Genomic DNA, 17,737 nt, shown 5'->3' on the forward strand with positions numbered 1-17,737 from the left:
AAAATCTGACCGGGAGTCGGGCATGAGTTGGGATCTGGCAACGCCATTCGTCATCGATCTGCAGGTGGCGGCCGAGGATATCGATGGACTGGGGCACGCCAACAACGCGGTTTATGTCTCGTGGCTGGAGCGTTGTGCCTGGCGGCACTCCCAGCGCCTGGGGCTGGACCTGGCGGAGTATCGCCGGTTGGATCGGGCGATGGCCGTGGTGCGACACGAGATCGACTACCTGGCTGCGGCTTACGAAGGGGATGAGTTGCAACTGGCCACCTGGATCGTCGATTGGGATCAGCGTCTGAAGATGACCCGGCGTTTCCAGTTGGTTCGCCCGAGCGATGGCAGCACCTTGTTGCGGGCTCAGACCACCTTCGTCTGCATCGAGCTGTCCAGCGGCAAACCCAAGCGCATGCCCGCCGAGTTCCTCGAAGGCTACGGCCCGGCCCTGCAAGGCGCCTGACGCCTGCCTGTGCCCGTAGCGTAACGAAGGCGTCCACCAAGGCTCGTTCGCGACCTGCAGGCCCCTACAAAACTCCTGCTCAAGGGCGAAACCCAGTAAACTGGCGGACGTTTTTTCGCCCGTTTTTTCGTTGAGTGTGTTTCATGCAAATTGCCCTGGCGCCCATGGAAGGGTTGGTCGACAACATCCTGCGGGATGTGTTGACTCGTGTTGGCGGGATCGACTGGTGTGTCACCGAGTTCATCCGCGTCAACGACCGTCTGCTGACGCCTGCCTATTTCCACAAGCTCGCTCCCGAGTTGCTGCACGGTGCGCATACCGCTGCCGGTGTGCCGTTGCGCGTGCAGTTGCTGGGTTCGGATCCGGTGTGTCTGGCCGAGAACGCCGCGCTGGCCTGTGAGCTGGGCAGCGAGGTCATCGATCTGAACTTCGGTTGCCCGGCCAAGACCGTCAACAAGTCCCGGGGCGGCGCGGTGCTGCTCAAGGAGCCCGAGCTGCTGAACCAGATCGTCGAGCATGTGCGGCGTGCGGTGCCGGCGCACATTCCGGTCACGGCAAAAATGCGGCTGGGTTTCGACAGTCCGGACGGCTCGCTGGTATGTGCGACCGCGTTGGCCGAGGGCGGTGCCGAGCATATCGTGGTTCACGCCCGGACCAAGGTCGATGGCTACAAGCCGCCGGCTCACTGGGAGTGGATTCCCCGGGTCCAGGAGGTGGTCAAGGTGCCGGTGTTCGCCAACGGTGATATCTGGAGCGTCGAGGATTGGCGGCGCTGCCGGGAGATCAGTGGTGTCGAGGACATCATGCTCGGCCGAGGCTTGGTGTCGCGTCCGGACCTGGCACGACAGATCGCCGCTGCCCGGGCGGGCGAAGAGGTGGTGGCCATGTCCTGGGCCGATCTGCAGCCCCTGCTCCAGGACTTCTGGGCCCAGGTGGTGGTGCAATTGACGCCGCGTTCGGCGCCGGGGCGGCTCAAGCAGTGGCTGGCCATGCTGACCCGCAACTACCCGGAGGCGGTGGAGTTGTTTACCGCTCTGCGCCGGGAAACCGACCTGGACCAGGTGGGGCGCCTGCTGGGTGTACCGCGCAGCGAGGCGGCGTAAAAAAATTCAAAAAAGGGCTCTTGAAATGCCAGGGCCGATCCCTATCTCTTGGGTACGCGACGCCGAATTCGGGTCGCGGAGATAACCACTCGCTGAAATATCAGGAGATAGACCCATGAGTACTGCATTTTCCCTGGCTCCACTGTTCCGTTCCTCTGTTGGCTTCGACCGTTTCAACGACCTGTTCGAATCGGCGTTGCGCAATGAGCCGGGCAGCAGCTATCCACCCTACAACGTTGAAAAACACGCCGACGACCAATACCGCATCGTCATCGCGGCTGCCGGTTTCCAGGAAGAAGACCTGGAACTGCAAGTGGAGAAAGGCGTGTTGACCGTGAGCGGTGGCAAGCGTGATGCCAATGAAAGTGTCACCTACCTGCACCAGGGCATTGCCCAGCGTGCATTCAAGCTGTCCTTCCGCCTGGCCGACCATATCGAGGTCAAGGCCGCGGCCCTGAGCAACGGTCTGTTGAACATCGACCTGCTGCGGGTTGTGCCGGAAGAGGCCAAGCCAAAGCGCATCCCGATCAACGGTGCGCAGCAGCCGGCTCTGCAACACTAAGACCGCTGCAAAAAAAGGGCGCCCTGGTGGCGCCCTTTTTCGTGCCCGTCATTTCAGCAGTTTCTTGAATTCGCCGAGAGGCAGCGGCCGGCTGTGCAGGTAGCCCTGGTAAAGATGGCATTCCAGCCCCTGGAGGAACTCCAGTTGCTGCGGGGTTTCCACGCCTTCGGCGATGACCTTCAGGTTCAGGCTGCGGGCCATGGCGACGATGGCGCGGATGATTTCCGCATCGTTGGGGTCATGGGTGGCGTCGCGGACGAAGGACTGGTCGATCTTCAGGGTGTCCACCGGCAGGCGCTTGAGGTAGGTCAGGGACGAATAACCGGTGCCAAAGTCATCCATGGCGAAGCTGACGCCGAGCTTTTTCAGGCGGCGCATCTTGCTGATGGTGTCGTCCAGGTTCTGGATCACGATGCCTTCGGTGATTTCCAGCTTGAGCAGCGATGAGGGCAAAGCGTACTCGGTCAGGCTGTGTTCGATTTTCTCGACAAAGTCGGTCTGGCGGAATTGGCGCGGACTGATGTTGACGCACAGGCTGAAGTGATAAGGATCCACCAGACCCTCTTCCATCAGTTGGCTGAAGGCCAGGCAGGCTTCATCGAGAATCCAGGTGCCGACTTCAAGGATCAGGCCGCTGTCCTCCAGCACCTTGATGAATTCGGTCGGTGATTGGGCGCCCAGTTCCGGGTGCTGCCAGCGCACCAGGGCCTCGGCGCCGACGATGCGGTTGTCGCGGGCGTCGACCTGGGGTTGGAAGTGCACGCTGAATTCGCCGCGGGACAGGGCCAGGCGCAGGTCGGTTTCCATGCGCAGGCGCTCGCTGGCGGCCTTCTGCATGGTGTTGTGATACATCTGCGTGGTGTTGCGCCCGGAGTCCTTGGCCCGGTAAAGGGCGATGTCGGCGCGCTTGAGCAGGTCGGTGGGGGTCGAGCCGTGATCGGGAATCAGCGCCACGCCGATACTGGGGGTGACCTGCAGGCGCTGGCCGTCGAGGAACATCGGTTCCGAGAGCAGTTCGCGCAGGGTTCCCGCCAGGTGCCGTACCTGTTCGCTGACCTCGTTGCGCGAGCCTTCCAGGCCGCTGAGCAGCACCACGAATTCATCGCCGCCCAGGCGCGCCACGGTGTCCTCCATGCGCACGCTGGCTTCCAGCCTGGCGGTGATGATCTTCAGCACGGTGTCGCCCACCGGATGGCCCAGGGAATCGTTGATGTGCTTGAAGTGGTCCAGGTCGAGGAACAATAGGGCGCCCCGCAGGTTGTGGCGCTTGAGCAGGGCGATCTGCTGGCTCAGGCGGTCCATCAGCAGGGCGCGGTTGGGCAGGTTGGTCAACGGGTCGTGGTAGGCCAGGTGGCGGATCTGCGCCTGGGCATTCTTCAGCAGGCTGACATCCCGGGCGGTGAGCAGCAGGCACGGGGTTTCGTTGAGGATGATCGGCTCCACCGACACCTCCAGGGTGAGGATTTCCCCGCGCTTGTTTCGCCCGAGCATTTCCAGGTGGTGCACGCGCCCCTTGAGTCTGAGTTCCGCCAGCAGCGTGGCGAGTTGGCCTTCTTCGGCCCAGATGCCGACCTGGTACATAGTGTGGCCGAGCACTTCATCGGTGCGGTAGCCGGTCAGGCGGCAGAAGCCGTCGTTGACCTCCAGATAGCGGCCGGTCTCGCGTTCGGTGATGGTGATGGCGTCGGGGCTGGAGTGGAAGGCCTTGGCAAACTTCTCCTCGCTGGCCTTGAGGGCGGCCTCGGAGCGCTGCTGCTGGGTGATGTCCCGCAGCGTGGTGACGATGCACGGCTGTTTGTCGACGGTAATCAGGCGGCTGGAAATGATGCAGGTCAGCGAATGGCCGTCCTTGTGGTTGACCATCACCGCCACGTTGTTCAGCGCCTGTTCGCGAATCACCTGCTCGATCCGCCGCAGGCGCGGGGCAGGATCCTCCCAGAAGCCGATCTGCTCGGCGCTGCGGTTGATCACGTCGTCCTGGGTCCAGCCAAAGGTCTGGGTGAAGCTTGAATTGATCTCGATGAACTGGCCGGTTTCCAGCAGGGTCAGGCAGATGGGGTCCGGGCTGACCTGGAACAGACTGGCGAATTTCTCCTCGGAGGTGATCAAGCGCTGTTCGCGCTCCACCTGCTCGGTAATGTCCAGCAGCGTCCCGGCCATGCGCAGGGGATTGCCCGAGTCGTCGCGATAGAGGCGGGCGCGGCTTTCGAGGTAGCGCGAGCTGCCGTCCGCCAGTTGCACCCGGTAGGTCAGCTGGTAGTTGCCCGCCGGGCCTTCTCGCAGGCTGCGATAGGCATCGCGCATGCTGTCGCGCTCTTCGGTGGGTACGCCCTCGAAAAAGGCCTCGAAGGATTCGTGGAAGGGCGCCGGGGCCAGGCCGTGCAATTGCGCGGCCCGCGCAGAGCCGTACAGCATGCCGCTGGGAATGTGCCAGTCCCAGGTGCCCAGTTGTGCCGAGTCCAGGGCCAGGTCGAGGCGTTCCTGGCTGTCCTTGAGCGCCTGTTCAGCCCTTTTGCGCTCGCTGGTGTCGAGAAAGGTGCTGAGCAGGTAGGGCTTGCCTTCCAGTTCGATCTTCTGCGCGCTGAGGATGCCGTCGTGGATCTGGCCGTTGCTGGCGCGGAACTGCACTTCGAGGCTGGCGGCCTGGCCTTTCTTCTGGACGGCCTTGATCAGTTGGGCGCGCTGCTCGGGATTGACCCACAGGCCGATCTCCAGGGTGGTACGGCCGATCACATGTTCGGCGGGCCAGCCGAACTGGCTTTCGAAGTACTGGTTGGCCTCACTGATCAGGCCATCCTCCAGGCGAGTCAGCAGCACCGTATTGGGGCACAGGTGAAACAGGGTGGCGAAACGCTTTTCCGAGTTGCTGAGGGCTTCCTCGCGTTGGCGCTGGTGGGTGATCTCGCGGATCACCCCGATCATGCGGGGTTTGCCGTGCTTGTCCGGCAGTACGCTGCCGTTGATCTCCAGCCAGTGCAGGCTGCCATCGGGCCAGCGAATGCGGTGGTGCATGGCGTGTTCCAGCGGGGCGCCCGCCAGCACCGAATGAAAGGCGCGCACTGTCCTGGCCCGGTCCTCGATGGGCAACAGGTCAAGGTATTCGAGGTTTTCCGGCAGCGGCTGGCGCGGGTCGAAGCCAAACAGCGCCTGGGTGCCCCGGGACCAGCTGATCTGCCCGCTTTCAATATCCCAATACCAGGCCCCCAATCGAGCACCATTGAGGGCGGCAAGCAGTTGTGGCGCGCTTTCCCAGCTTTGCTCCGACTCCTTTGGGTCGATGGCATGGATGCGCGGCATGGGTGGAATACGATCAGCGGGTTTTGGCATGGGGGTCAGGCCTTGAGCTGAGTCATTCGTTTTACGCGAGGAACTCATGGCGGTGCGGCGTGGCACGGGCACTACCCGGAAAAGCTATGCCGGGTTCCCTGGCCAATCGACTTGTGCATCCAGTAGGGCCATGAAAGCCCGCGCAGCGTTCGACAGCGTCCGTTCGGTGTGCAGGATATAGCCTAGCTGGCGTCGCAGTTGTATGCCCGGTAAAGGGATGCGCGCCACCTGATCATCGAGCATGGTGCGCGGCAGCACGCTCCAGGCCAGGCCGATGGACACCATCATCTTTATAGTTTCCAGATAGTTAGTGCTCATCGCGATGTTCGGTGTCAGGCCCTGGGCTTCGAACAGGCGTTGGACGATGTGGTGAGTAAAGGTGTTGCCGCCGGGAAATACCGCCGGATGCAGGGCGATGTCCGCCAGGCTGACCTGGCCATTGCTGACCAACGGATGCTCCGGGGCGGCAACGAAGTCCAGCGGGTCGTCCCAGACGGCGCTGGCCCTGATCAGGCTGTGGGGCTCTGGCGCCAGGGTGATCACTGCCAGCTCGGCCCGGCCATGGAGGATTTCCTCGTAGGCCACCTCTGAATCGAGGAATTGAATGTCCAGCGCCACTTGCGGGTAGCGCCGGGTAAAGGCCCGCAACAGCGGCGGCAGGCGATGCAGGCCGATGTGATGGCTGGTGGCCAGGGTCAGGCGGCCGCTGACTTCGCCGTTGAGGTTGGTCAGGGCGCGGCGGGTGTCGTCCAGCACGTTGATGATCTGATAGGCCCGGGGCAGCAGGGCGCGTCCGGCCTCGGTCAGGCCGATTTCCCGGCCCAGGCGGTCGAACAGCCGCACATTGAGCTGCTGCTCCAGGCCGGCGATGCGTTTGCTGATGGCGGGCTGGGTCAGGTGCAGGCGTTCACCGGCGCCGGAAAAGCTGCCGGTTTCGGCAATGGCAATAAAGGCGTTGAGGTTGGCCAGGTCCATGGTCACATTCCAGTTGGTTATCCAAAGCATGAAAAATATGAATTTGAGTTATTTAATCTAACGCCATAGCATCAGCCTCACAAGCCAAGGGGTTATTGATCGGCTCGCGATCAGGGCCCGGGGCATAGAAACAAGCTGATGAGGAATGGTCCGATGGCCGGTAAGACGCTTTACGACAAGCTCTGGGATTCGCATTTGGTCAAGCAGCGCGACGATGGTTCGGCGCTGATCTATATCGATCGTCACATCATCCACGAAGTGACCTCGCCACAAGCTTTCGAAGGCCTGCGTCTGGCCGGGCGCAAGCCTTGGCGCATCGATGCCAACATCGCCACCCCGGACCACAACGTACCGACCACCCCCGAGCGCAAGGGCGGGATCGAAGCGATTGTCGACCAGGTTTCCCGTCTGCAGGTGCAGACCCTCGATGACAACTGTGACGAATACGGCATTGTCGAATTCAAGATGAACGACGTGCGCCAGGGCATCGTCCACGTGATCGGTCCGGAGCAGGGCGCCACCTTGCCGGGCATGACCGTGGTCTGCGGCGACTCCCATACCTCGACCCATGGCGCGTTCGGCGCGCTGGCCCACGGTATCGGCACCTCCGAGGTGGAGCACGTGCTCGCCACCCAGTGCCTGGTGGCCAAGAAGATGAAGAACATGCTGGTGCGCGTGGAAGGCACCTTGCCTTTCGGCGTGACCGCCAAGGACATCGTTCTGGCGGTTATCGGCAAGATCGGCACCGCCGGTGGCAACGGGCACGCCATCGAGTTCGCCGGCAGCGCGATTCGCGACCTGTCCATCGAAGGCCGCATGACCATCTGCAACATGTCCATCGAAGCCGGTGCTCGTGTGGGCCTGGTGGCGGCGGATGACAAGACCGTGGCCTACGTCAAGGGCCGTCCGTTCGCCCCCAAAGGCGCCGAATGGGACTTGGCGGTCGAGGCCTGGAAGGATCTGGTGTCGGATGCCGACGCCAAATTCGACACCGTGGTCGAGCTCGACGCGGCGCAGATCAAGCCGCAGGTCAGCTGGGGCACCTCGCCGGAAATGGTCCTGGCCGTGGATCAGCGGGTGCCGGATCCGGCCCAGGAAATGGACCTGGTCAAGCGCGACTCCATCGTCCGCGCCTTGAAATACATGGGCTTGAGCGCCAACCAGGCAATCACCGACATTCAGCTGGACCGGGTGTTCATCGGCTCCTGCACCAACTCGCGGATCGAAGACCTGCGCGCCGCCGCGGTCATCGCCAAGGGCCGCAAAGTGGCTTCCACCATCAAGCAGGCGATCGTGGTGCCGGGCTCGGGCCTGGTGAAGGCCCAGGCCGAATCGGAAGGCCTGGACAAGATCTTCCTCGAGGCCGGTTTCGAATGGCGCGAGCCGGGCTGCTCGATGTGCCTGGCGATGAACCCGGACCGCTTGGAGTCCGGTGAGCATTGCGCTTCCACCTCGAACCGCAACTTCGAAGGGCGCCAGGGCGCGGGTGGGCGTACCCACCTGGTGAGCCCGGCCATGGCCGCCGCCGCCGCTGTCAGCGGTCGTTTCGTCGACGTCCGTGAATTGATCTAAGGAGCGCAGCATGAAAGCTTTCACCCAGCACAATGGTTTGGTCGCGCCTTTGGATCGTGCCAACGTCGACACCGACCAGATCATCCCCAAGCAGTTCCTCAAGTCGATCAAGCGCACCGGCTTCGGCCCCAACCTGTTCGACGAGTGGCGTTACCTGGATGTGGGGCAGCCGTACCAGGACAACTCCAAGCGTCCGTTGAACAAGGATTTCGTTCTCAACGCCGAGCGTTACCAAGGTGCCAGCGTGTTGCTGGCGCGGGAGAACTTCGGTTGCGGCTCCAGTCGCGAGCACGCGCCGTGGGCGCTGGAAGAGTACGGTTTTCGCAGCATCATCGCCTCGAGCTATGCCGACATCTTCTTCAACAACAGCTTCAAGAACGGCTTGTTGCCGATCATCCTCAGCGATGCGGAAGTCGATGAACTGTTTCAGCAGGTCGAAGCCACCCCGGGTTACCAGTTGCATATCGACCTTGAGGCGCAAACCGTGACCCGTCCTGACGGCAAGGTGCTGAAGTTCGAGATCGATGCCTTCCGCAAGCACTGCCTGCTCAACGGTCTTGATGATATCGGCCTGACCTTGCAGGACGGCGACGCCATCGCCGCCTTTGAAGCCAAGCACCGGGCCAGCCAGCCCTGGTTGTTTCGCGACGCCTGACCGCCGGCAAGCCGGTGCCTGCGAAATTGCGCAGGTGCCGGCCTTGCAGGAGCTGGCTTGCCAGCGAACGCTGTTTCCCTTGTCCAGAAGGATCGTGCCATGACCAGCAACGCCCACAGCCAGGTAGTACAGAAGCAATTTGGTGAACAGGCTTCGGCCTACCTGAGCAGCGCTGTACACGCTCAAGGCGCCGAATTCGCCCTGCTACAGGCCGAGGTGGCGGGCCAGGAGCAGGCGCGGGTCCTCGACCTGGGGTGCGGTGCCGGCCATGTCAGCTTCCATGTCGCGCCGCTGGTCAGGGAAGTGGTGGCCTACGACCTCTCCCAGCAGATGCTGGATGTGGTGTCGGCAGCCGCCCAGGAGCGTAATCTGCACAACATCCGCAGCGTGAAAGGGGCTGCCGAACGCTTGCCGTTTGCCGACGGTGAGTTCGATTTCGTCTTCAGTCGCTACTCGGCTCACCACTGGAGCGACCTGGGCCTGGCCCTGCGGGAAGTGCGTCGGGTGCTCAAGCCCGGTGGCGTGGCGGCGTTCATCGATGTCTTGTCGCCGGGTAGTCCGCTGCTGGACACTTACCTGCAAAGCGTCGAAGTGCTGCGTGACACCAGTCATGTACGCGATTATTCGGCGGGTGAATGGCTGCGCCAGGTCAGCGAGGCCGGGTTGCACACCCGCAGCACCGCTCGACAAAGACTGCGCCTGGAGTACCACTCCTGGGTCGAACGCATGCGCACCCCCGAGCCGCTGCGGGTGGCGATCCGCGAGCTGCAGCAGGCGATGGGCAACGAAGTGCGCGAATATTTTGAGATTGAGGCCGATGGTTCGTTCAGTACAGATGTACTGGTGCTGTGGGCCGAGCGATAGAACTTTTCCGGTTGCGCCCAGGGGCCGGCCGACAGAGCAAACGAGGAACGCATGAACAAGCAGATTCTGATTCTCCCAGGTGATGGCATTGGTCCGGAAATCATGGCCGAGGCGGTCAAGGTGCTGGAGTTGGCCAACGACAAGTACGGCCTGGGCTTCGAGCTGAGCCACGATGTGATTGGTGGCGCGGCCATCGACAAGCATGGCGTGCCTCTGGCTGACGAAACCCTGGATCGTGCCCGTGCCGCCGATGCGGTGTTGCTGGGTGCGGTGGGTGGGCCGAAATGGGACAAGATCGAGCGCGATATTCGCCCTGAGCGCGGCCTGTTGAAGATCCGCGCGCAACTGGGCCTGTTCGGCAACCTGCGTCCGGCGATTCTCTACCCGCAACTGGCGGATGCCTCGAGCCTGAAGCCGGAGATCGTTTCCGGCCTGGACATCCTCATCGTTCGCGAGCTGACCGGCGGCATTTACTTTGGCGCCCCTCGTGGCACCCGCGAGCTGGAAAACGGCGAGCGCCAGTCCTACGACACCTTGCCTTACAGCGAGAGTGAAATCCGCCGCATCGCCCGGGTCGGCTTCGACATGGCCCGTGTGCGCGGCAAGAAGCTGTGCTCGGTGGACAAGGCCAACGTCCTGGCCTCCAGCCAGCTGTGGCGTGAAGTGGTCGAGCAAGTCGCCCAGGACTACCCGGATGTCGAGCTGAGCCATATGTATGTCGACAACGCCGCCATGCAACTGGTGCGTGCGCCGAAGCAGTTCGACGTGATCGTCACCGACAACATGTTCGGCGACATTCTTTCCGATGAAGCCTCGATGCTCACCGGCTCCATCGGCATGCTGCCGTCGGCGTCCCTGGACGCCAACAACAAGGGCATGTACGAGCCGTGCCACGGTTCGGCGCCGGACATCGCCGGGCAGGGCATCGCCAACCCGCTGGCGACCATCCTCTCGGTGTCGATGATGCTGCGCTACAGCTTCAACCTGACCGAGGCGGCGGACGCCATCGAGCAGGCGGTGAGCCGGGTGCTGGATCAGGGTTTGCGCACCGGGGACATCTGGTCGGCCGGTTGCACCAAAGTCGGTACGCAGGAAATGGGCGATGCAGTAGTCGCCGCGCTGCGGAATCTGTAATCTTTCGGGCCCACTGCATAGACAGTGGCCCACTTTTGTAAAGGTGTAGTTGCGATGAAACGTGTAGGTCTGATCGGTTGGCGCGGTATGGTCGGTTCCGTGCTCATGCAGCGGATGCTGGAAGAGCAGGACTTCGATCTTATTGAACCGGTGTTTTTCACCACTTCCAATGTCGGTGGCCAAGGGCCGTCGGTGGGCAAGGATATTGCTCCGCTGAAGGACGCCTACAGCATTGAAGAGTTGAAAACCCTCGACGTGATTCTGACCTGCCAGGGTGGCGACTACACCAGTGAAGTCTTCCCCAAGCTGCGCGAAGCCGGCTGGCAGGGCTACTGGATCGACGCCGCATCCAGCCTGCGTATGCAGGATGATGCGGTGATCATCCTCGACCCGGTGAACCGCAAGGTCATCGACCAGCAGCTGGATGCCGGGACCAAGAACTACATCGGCGGCAACTGCACCGTCAGCCTGATGCTGATGGGCCTGGGCGGCCTGTTCGAAGCCGGCCTGGTGGAGTGGATGAGCGCCATGACCTACCAGGCGGCCTCCGGTGCCGGCGCGCAGAACATGCGTGAGCTGATCAAGCAGATGGGCGCGACTCACGCGGCCGTTGCCGATGACCTGGCGAACCCGGCCAGCGCCATCCTCGATATCGACCGCAAGGTGGCCGAGGCCATGCGCAGCGATGCCTACCCGACCGAGAACTTTGGCGTGCCGCTGGCCGGCAGCCTGATTCCGTGGATCGACAAGGAACTGCCCAACGGCCAGAGCCGCGAAGAGTGGAAGGCCCAGGCCGAAACCAACAAGATCCTCGGGCGCTTCAAGAACCCGATTCCGGTGGACGGCATCTGCGTGCGTATCGGTGCCATGCGCTGCCACAGCCAGGCGCTGACCATCAAGCTCAACAAGGACGTGCCGATCGCCGATATCGAAGGGCTGATCAGTCAGCACAACCCCTGGGTCAAGCTGGTGCCGAACCAGCGTGACATCAGCATGCAGGAGCTGAGCCCGACCAAGGTCACCGGCACCCTGAATATCCCGGTTGGCCGTCTGCGCAAGCTGAACATGGGTTCGCAGTTCCTCGGTGCCTTCACCGTGGGCGACCAGTTGCTGTGGGGCGCGGCTGAGCCGCTGCGGCGCATGCTGCGGATCCTTCTGGAGCGTTGATCCGCTGAGTGGTTGAAAGAACCCGCGCCCGAACCAGGACGCGGGTTTTTTTATGCTTGCCTTCGCAGGGGCAGGCTGGCCGGCGAAGAGGCCCGTTCCTGCTGCTGGCCCTCGCGAATTGCCTCGTCACCCCGTGCCGGGTAAAGTGCCGCTCCCCCGTTTCACCTGAGGTAGCGCCATGACTCCATCCTTTGATATTGCCGTGATCGGTGCCACCGGTACCGTTGGCGAAACCCTGGTGCAGGTACTCGAAGAACGCGATTTCCCGATTGCCAACCTGCACCTGCTGGCCAGCAGCGAGTCGGCCGGTCATTCGGTGCCGTTTCGCGGCAAGAACGTGCGTGTGCGTGAGGTCGACGAATTCGATTTCAGCAAGGTGCAACTGGCATTTTTTGCCGCAGGTCCAGCGGTCACCCTGAGTTTCGCGCCCCGTGCCACCGCGGCCAACTGCGCAGTGATCGACCTTGCCGGCGCCTTGCCGTCGGCCCAGGCGCCCAATGTCGTGCCTGAGGCCAACGCCCAGGTGTTGGCCGGTTTGAGCAAGCCCGTGCAGCTGAGCAGTCCCAGTGCCGCGGCCACCGCTTTGGCAGTGGCTCTGGCACCTTTGCAGGGCTTGCTGGACATCCAGCGGGTGAGCCTGACCGCCAGTCTGGCCATCTCCAGCCAGGGGCGTGAGGCGGTCAGCGAACTGGCTCGACAAACTGCCGAGTTGTTGAATGTGCGTCCACTGGAGCCGCGCTTCTTCGACCGCCAGGTGGCCTTCAATCTGCTGGCTCAGGTTGGCGCGCCGGATGCCCAGGGTCATACCCTGCTGGAAAAGCGTCTGGTCAGGGAACTGCGTGAAGTGCTGGGGCAGCCTTTATTAAAGATTTCTGTCACTTGCATTCAAGCGCCGGTGTTTTTTGGCGATAGCTATAGCGTGACTCTGCAGTCGGGCGCCGATGTCGATCTGGCGGCGGTAAACGCGGCGCTGGAGGCCGCTCCGGGCCTGGAACTGGTGGAAGCCGGTGATTATCCCACCGCTGTGGGTGACGCCGTGGGCCAGGACGTAGTCTATGTGGGGCGGGTTCGTTCCGGCATCGATGATGCGACGGAACTGAATCTGTGGCTGACCTCGGACAACGTCCGCAAAGGTGCGGCCTTGAACGCTGTGCAGCTGGCTGAATTGTTGATAAAAGACCTGCTGTAAAAGATACTTGGCAACAATTTGCAGAATGAATCTAGCCGGGCGCTATGCTTGGCAAGTTGCTGGAGGTGAGTGGCCGTCAGGTGCTCCCGGGGCATGCAGAAAATAATCCCGCGTGGTGGTCGTGGCCTCCGCGCAGTGCCTTATGGCAGCCGCTACAAAACCTTCTCGCTGGCCGAGGAAAGTTCAAACAAAGGATGAGGCTATGGTTCAAGTTCGCAAACTGGTGTTAGCAATAGCGGCCGCCTCGGCGCTGTCCTCCGGTATGGCGCAGGCGCTTGGGCTTGGGGAGCTGACCCTGAAGTCGAGTCTGAACCAGCCTTTGGTAGCCGAAATCGAATTGCTCGATATCAAGGACCTGACTGCCGCTGAAGTGGTGCCCAGCCTGGCCCCGGCAGAAGAGTTCGCCAAGGCCGGCGTCGATCGCCAGGCCTTTCTCAATGACCTGAGTTTTACCCCCGTTCTCAATCCCGGCGGCAAGAGTGTGCTGCGGGTGACTTCGAGTCAGCCGCTGTCTGAGCCGATGGTCAAGTTTCTGGTGCAGGTGATGTGGCCCAACGGCCGCCTGCTGCGCGATTACAGCGTGCTGCTGGATCCTTCGAAGTTTTCCCCGCAAGCCGCCGCTGCTGCCCAGGTTGCTCCGGTCGCAGGTCCCGCGGTGAATGCCCCGGTTACCCGTGGCAACAAGGTCAGCAAGCCTGCGCAATACACCACTGCGGCCCGTGACACGCTGTGGGAAATCGCCGCGAAGAATCGCAATGGCGCCTCGATCCAGCAAACCATGCTCGCGATCCAGGCGTTGAACCCGGATGCCTTTATCGATGGCAACATCAATCGACTGAAGGCTGGCAGGGTCCTGCGTCTGCCTGACGTAGTGCAGAGCACTGCGTTGGCACAGCCCAAGGCCATTGCCGAGGTGGCTGCGCAAAACGCGGCCTGGCGCCAGGGGCGTCGGGCCGGGGCCCGCAGTCAGCAGCAGGTGGATGCCACCCGTCGTGCCGGTGCCGACAAGGCACCCAAGCAGGTCAATACCAAGGACAACTTGAGCCTGGTCTCGGCAGAAAGCGGCAAGGCGCGGGGCAAGGGGGCGGCAGGCGACAGCAAGGCGCTGAACAACAAGCTGGCGGTGACCCAGGAAAGTCTCGACGCGACCCGTCGCGACAACGCCGAGCTCAAGGAGCGCATGGCGGATCTGCAGAGTCAGCTGGACAAGCTGCAGCGTCTGATCGAACTGAAGAACAACCAGTTGGCCAAGCTGCAGGCCGAGGGCGCGGCGCCGGCTGCTCAGCCTGTACCGGCGATGCCGGCCGAGCTGGTGGCCAAGCCTGAGGCTGCGGCCCCGGTGGTGGCGCCAGTGGCTCCTGCGGCGCCAGTCAGTGAACCGGCTGCCGTTCCGGCAGTGGATGAGCTGGCCAAGACCGACGAAGACAAATATGGCGATCTGCTGACCAATCCGATCCTGCTGGGACTGGTAGGCGGCGGTGCGGTAGCGGCCGTGCTGTTGCTGTTGCTGTTGCTTGCCCGTCGCCGCAAGGCCCAGCAGGAAGCGGAAAAGCACCTGCGCATGGCGCGGGCCTTGTCCGAGGAAAGCAATGACTTCACCGAGGAGCTGGAATTGCCGGAAGGCAGTTTCGAAGGTCTTGAAGTTCCACCGCCCAGCGTCAAGCTGGCTCCAGCTCCAGCTCCAGCTCCAGCTCCAGCTCCAGCTCCAGCTCCAGCTCCAGCTCCAGCTCCAGCTCCAGCTCCGGTGGTGGCACCCATCCCGGCGGCACCGGTGGAGCGGGCCACGGACGTGCTGGGCCAGGCACAGAATCATATCGACGCCGGTCGTCTGAACCAGGCCGCTGCGCTGCTTGAAGAGGCAGTCAAGCTGGAGCCGCAGCGCAGTGATCTGCGCCTCAAGTTGATGGAGGTCTACGCGCATCAGGGTGATCGCAGCGCCTTTGTCGCCGAGGAGCGGCAACTGGTGGCTAATGGTGATAACCATGCCCAGGTCGAGCAACTCAAAAGCCGTTTCCCGGCGATGGTCGCAGTGGCTGCGACGGCCGGTCTGGCGGCGGCTGCGGTGGCGGCTGAGCTGGATGCCCAGTACGTCAAGGAGCTGCTGGACGAGCCGCAAACCCCTGAGCCTGCGGCGCCTGTCGAGGGGCTGGATGCGGATTTCGACCTGAGCCTGGACGATCTTGAGGCGGCTTCGCCTGCGGTCGTGGCGTCCGAGCCTGCGATCGAGCTGGAAGACTTCCCGCTGGATGACGACCTGAGTTTCGGTTCGGTACTGGAGCAGCAGACCGCCGCTCAGGAAAGCCTGGATGACCTGGGGGACTTCGATCTGGACCTGGGGGCTGATCTGCCCGCGGCGACCCAGAACGATGAAGATTTCCTGCTGAGCCTTGAGGATGATCTCAAGGATGTGCCGGCCGGCGATGTGCCTACGGTTACGGAGGCGGCTCTGGATGATCTGGACTTGTCGGCGGATTTCGATCTGTCCCTGGCCGATGAGATGGATGCGGCCGCCGAGCCCAAGGATGCGTTCGCTTCCGAGCTGGATGATGTCAATGCCGAGCTGGATCGTCTGGCTCAGAGTCTGGATCAGCCTGAGCCGGCCGTACCGAGTTTCACGGCTGAAGATGCAGCGGCGGCGCCTGAAGAGGCCGACTTCGACTTCCTGTCCGGCAGCGATGAAGTGGCTACCAAGCTCGATCTGGCTCAGGCCTATATCGATATGGGAGACAACGATGGCGCGCGGGACATCCTTGGCGAAGTGCTCAGCGAAGGCAGTGAAGGGCAGAAGAGTGAAGCCCAGGAAATGCTGGCGCGACTGGCCTGAAGCCAATACCGCTTGACCAGAACGGCAGCCGATGAGGCTGCCGTTTTTGTTGGTGCCGTTTTTTGGGCTGTTCGAATCGGAGCGCTTTGCTCGGGCGTGGCGTTGCTCTCTTTGTCCGGTGTTGAGCGAGGAGGGCGATGAAATGGCGGTCGATGCGCTCAATCTTCAACTAAACCGTGGCGGTGCATGGCGTCTGCCCCCGGCGGCCTTATAATGAGCGCCTTTGCGCATATCAGCAGGCTGTAAGTTCTTGGCAAATATAGATAACCCGGCAGCCGAAATGGCAGCCGAAGGCTTTTCCCGCATTGCTCTGGGTGTTGAATACAAGGGGTCGCGCTATCGCGGTTGGCAGCGTCAGGCCACGGGTGTGCCCAGCGTCCAGGAAACTCTGGAGAAAGCCTTGTCCAGAGTCGCGGACTCTCCCGTGCTGGTGTCCTGTGCGGGGCGCACTGATGCCGGTGTACATGCCTGCGGTCAGGTGGTGCACTTCGACACCCAGGCCGTGCGTTCGATGAAGGCATGGGTCATGGGGGCCAATATCAACCTGCCCCATGACATCAGCGTCAGTTGGGCTCAGGAAATGCCCGCGCATTTCCATGCGCGGTTCAAGGCCATAGCCCGGCGTTATCGCTATGTGATCTACAACGATCAGATCCGTCCGGCTCATCTCAATGAAGAGGTCACCTGGAATCATCGCCCCCTGGATACCGAGCGCATGGCCCAGGCCGCACAGTTTCTGTTGGGCACCCATGATTTCAGTGCCTTTCGGGCGGGGCAGTGCCAGGCCAAGTCGCCGATCAAGGAGATTCATCACCTGCGGGTGACCCGGCACGGCAAGATGATCGTCCTGGACATTCGTGCCAGTGCCTTCCTGCATCACATGGTGCGCAATATTGCCGGGGTCTTGATGACCATTGGTGCCGGCGAGCGCCCGGTGGAGTGGGCGCGGGAAGTACTGGAGAGTCGGGTTCGCCGCGCGGGCGGGGTCACCGCCCATCCTTTTGGCCTGTACCTGGTTCAGGTCGAGTACAAGGACGAGTTTGCGCTGCCAGAACGCTACATCGGGCCACATTTCCTTACCGGTTGGCCTGAACTTGACGGCTGACGCCCGGAAAAGCATTTGCTACCATCCGGAACTTTCCGAATTTGCCCCCGAGGTTCACACGACATGTCAGCTGTTCGCAGCAAGATTTGTGGGATTACCCGCATAGAAGACGCGTTGGCGGCCGTGGAGGCGGGGGCTGACGCCATTGGTCTGGTGTTCTATGCCAAAAGTCCGCGGGCGGTGTCGGTGCAACAGGCGCGGGCGATCATTGCCGCCCTGCCGCCGTTCGTGACCACGGTCGGGCTGTTCGTCAATGCCAGTCGTTGCGAGCTGGGGGAGATCCTCGATGCCGTACCGCTGGATCTGCTGCAGTTTCACGGCGATGAGTCGGCGGCCGATTGCGCCGGCTATCACCGTCCCTATATCAAGGCGCTACGGGTCAAGGCCGGAGATGATATTGCCGCGGCCTGCCTGGCGTATCCGCAGGCCAGCGGAATTCTGCTGGATACCTATGTCGAGGGCGTGCCGGGGGGAACTGGCGAGGCTTTTGACTGGTCACTGGTTCCTCGGGAAGTGAGCAAGCCTATCATCCTGGCCGGCGGCCTCAGTGCGGAGAACGTTGCCCAGGCCATTGCCCAGGTTCGTCCTTATGCGGTGGATGTCAGCGGCGGAGTCGAGCAGGGCAAGGGCATCAAGGATCCGGCCAAGATCCGGGCATTTATGCAGGCCGTGCGTCGCAGCAGTGAGTCGATGTGACGGCTGGCAGTCTGCCGCCGTCCATAACACCACTGTACAAAACAGGCAGGCGTCGCCTTCAGGCGAGGCCGGAATCGAGTGGCAACCGCTCTATTGCGGGTTGTCGG

Annotated in this window: 14 protein-coding genes; 12 read left to right on the forward strand and 2 right to left on the reverse strand. The window is 62.4% G+C overall.

Annotated elements, in window-relative coordinates:
- Positions 1 to 22: 22 nt before the first annotated feature.
- The 3 genes from PST29_RS10435 (at position 23) to PST29_RS10445 (ending at position 2,122) form a co-directional block, all read left to right on the forward strand.
- Positions 23 to 457, forward strand: coding sequence for an acyl-CoA thioesterase (locus PST29_RS10435; RefSeq protein ID WP_060842998.1), 435 nt, complete (start codon positions 23 to 25; stop codon positions 455 to 457).
- Positions 458 to 600: 143 nt separating this feature from the next.
- A complete protein-coding gene (locus PST29_RS10440; protein WP_060838398.1) occupies positions 601 to 1,560 on the forward strand; it encodes a tRNA dihydrouridine synthase in 960 nt (319 codons plus the stop codon).
- Positions 1,561 to 1,675: 115 nt separating this feature from the next.
- Positions 1,676 to 2,122 carry an Hsp20 family protein gene (locus tag PST29_RS10445; protein ID WP_060838399.1) on the forward strand — a complete coding sequence of 149 codons (447 nt, stop codon included), beginning with the start codon at positions 1,676 to 1,678 and terminating at the stop codon, positions 2,120 to 2,122.
- A 48-nt stretch (positions 2,123 to 2,170) separates the two neighbouring features.
- On the opposite strand, the gene PST29_RS10450 is transcribed toward PST29_RS10445, so the two are convergent.
- Entirely contained in the window at positions 2,171 to 5,449 is a 3,279-nt protein-coding gene (locus PST29_RS10450) for an EAL domain-containing protein (protein WP_060838400.1), read from the reverse strand.
- 84 nt (positions 5,450 to 5,533) lie between these two features.
- Complete coding sequence (locus tag PST29_RS10455) at positions 5,534 to 6,424, reverse strand: LysR family transcriptional regulator (RefSeq protein ID WP_060838401.1); 891 nt, start codon at positions 6,422 to 6,424, stop codon at positions 5,534 to 5,536.
- A gap of 153 nt (positions 6,425 to 6,577) precedes the next feature.
- Between PST29_RS10455 and leuC the strand changes: the two genes are divergently transcribed.
- The 9 genes from leuC (at position 6,578) to PST29_RS10500 (ending at position 17,630) form a co-directional block, all read left to right on the forward strand.
- Positions 6,578 to 7,996: a 3-isopropylmalate dehydratase large subunit gene (leuC, locus tag PST29_RS10460; protein ID WP_060842999.1), complete on the forward strand. Its 1,419-nt coding sequence runs from the start codon at positions 6,578 to 6,580 to the stop codon at positions 7,994 to 7,996.
- 10 nt (positions 7,997 to 8,006) lie between these two features.
- Positions 8,007 to 8,651, forward strand: a complete 645-nt coding sequence (gene leuD / locus PST29_RS10465) for a 3-isopropylmalate dehydratase small subunit (RefSeq protein ID WP_060843000.1) — start codon at positions 8,007 to 8,009, stop codon at positions 8,649 to 8,651.
- A 99-nt stretch (positions 8,652 to 8,750) separates the two neighbouring features.
- A complete protein-coding gene (locus PST29_RS10470) occupies positions 8,751 to 9,515 on the forward strand; it encodes a class I SAM-dependent methyltransferase (protein ID WP_060838403.1) in 765 nt (254 codons plus the stop codon).
- A 51-nt stretch (positions 9,516 to 9,566) separates the two neighbouring features.
- On the forward strand, positions 9,567 to 10,649 hold the full coding sequence (gene leuB, locus PST29_RS10475; protein ID WP_060843001.1) for a 3-isopropylmalate dehydrogenase: 1,083 nt from the start codon (positions 9,567 to 9,569) through the stop codon (positions 10,647 to 10,649).
- A 54-nt stretch (positions 10,650 to 10,703) separates the two neighbouring features.
- Positions 10,704 to 11,816 carry an aspartate-semialdehyde dehydrogenase gene (gene asd, locus PST29_RS10480; RefSeq protein ID WP_047303115.1) on the forward strand — a complete coding sequence of 371 codons (1,113 nt, stop codon included), beginning with the start codon at positions 10,704 to 10,706 and terminating at the stop codon, positions 11,814 to 11,816.
- Between the two features lie 178 nt (positions 11,817 to 11,994).
- Positions 11,995 to 13,005, forward strand: a complete 1,011-nt coding sequence (locus tag PST29_RS10485; protein ID WP_060843002.1) for an aspartate-semialdehyde dehydrogenase — start codon at positions 11,995 to 11,997, stop codon at positions 13,003 to 13,005.
- A 202-nt stretch (positions 13,006 to 13,207) separates the two neighbouring features.
- Positions 13,208 to 15,829 carry a FimV/HubP family polar landmark protein gene (locus tag PST29_RS10490; RefSeq protein WP_060838407.1) on the forward strand — a complete coding sequence of 874 codons (2,622 nt, stop codon included), beginning with the start codon at positions 13,208 to 13,210 and terminating at the stop codon, positions 15,827 to 15,829.
- Between the two features lie 280 nt (positions 15,830 to 16,109).
- The gene (truA, locus tag PST29_RS10495; RefSeq protein WP_060838408.1) at positions 16,110 to 16,934 is read left to right on the forward strand and encodes a tRNA pseudouridine(38-40) synthase TruA; all 825 of its coding nucleotides are present in this window, start codon (positions 16,110 to 16,112) and stop codon (positions 16,932 to 16,934) included.
- 63 nt (positions 16,935 to 16,997) lie between these two features.
- Positions 16,998 to 17,630 (forward strand): phosphoribosylanthranilate isomerase, encoded by a 633-nt coding sequence (locus tag PST29_RS10500; protein ID WP_060843003.1) that lies wholly within the window; start codon positions 16,998 to 17,000, stop codon positions 17,628 to 17,630.
- The last annotated feature ends 107 nt before the right edge of the window (positions 17,631 to 17,737 follow it).

The sequence above is a fragment of the Pseudomonas sp. St29 genome (assembly GCF_001547915.1).
Classification (GTDB): Bacteria; Pseudomonadota; Gammaproteobacteria; order Pseudomonadales; family Pseudomonadaceae; genus Aquipseudomonas.